Here is a 507-nt window from a genome sequence, read left to right as displayed (position 1 = left end):
GCATGACTTCGTCACACGCTGCTACGACTGGCTGCTGAGCTTCTGCCTGCGCCACACCTTCCTGGTGTTCCTGGTCTTCATCGGCACCGCTGCGGCGTCGGTCTGGCTGATCGAGGTCTCGCCGAAGGGCTTCTTCCCGCAAGAGGACATCGGCCAGATATCGGTGACGACGGTCGCCCGCCAGGACATCTCGTTCGACGCCATGGCGAAGCTGCAGGGCCAGGTGGCCAGCGTCTTCTCCCATTCGCCCTATGTCGATCATGTGGCGTGGTCGGCGGGCAGCGGCAACAATGCGCTCAACCAGGGCCAGTTGTTCGTGCAGCTCAAGGACAAGGACAAGCGCCCGGACATCGAAAAGGTGCTCTCGGATCTGCGCAAGCAACTGGCAGGCGTGGCCGGCATCGAGACCTATATGCAGCCGGTGCAGAACCTGAGGCTGGGTTCGCGGTCGTCGGCCAGCGCCTACCAGCTCGTGGTTCAAGGCCTCGATACTGGCCAGACCGATAT

General features: G+C 62.7%; 1 protein-coding gene. It reads left to right on the top strand.

What is annotated here, in order from left to right; translation table 11 throughout:
• Positions 1-507, top strand: a 507-nt coding sequence (locus tag EOA29_RS39660) for an efflux RND transporter permease subunit (protein ID WP_145970169.1), incomplete at both ends; no start/stop codon positions are given.

Origin of the sequence: Mesorhizobium sp. M1E.F.Ca.ET.063.01.1.1, from assembly GCF_003998155.1 — a bacterium.
Taxonomy (GTDB): Bacteria; Pseudomonadota; Alphaproteobacteria; order Rhizobiales; family Rhizobiaceae; genus Mesorhizobium.
The sequence above is the reverse complement of the archived record's forward strand: the minus strand, read 5'-3'. Positions and strand labels throughout refer to the sequence as shown.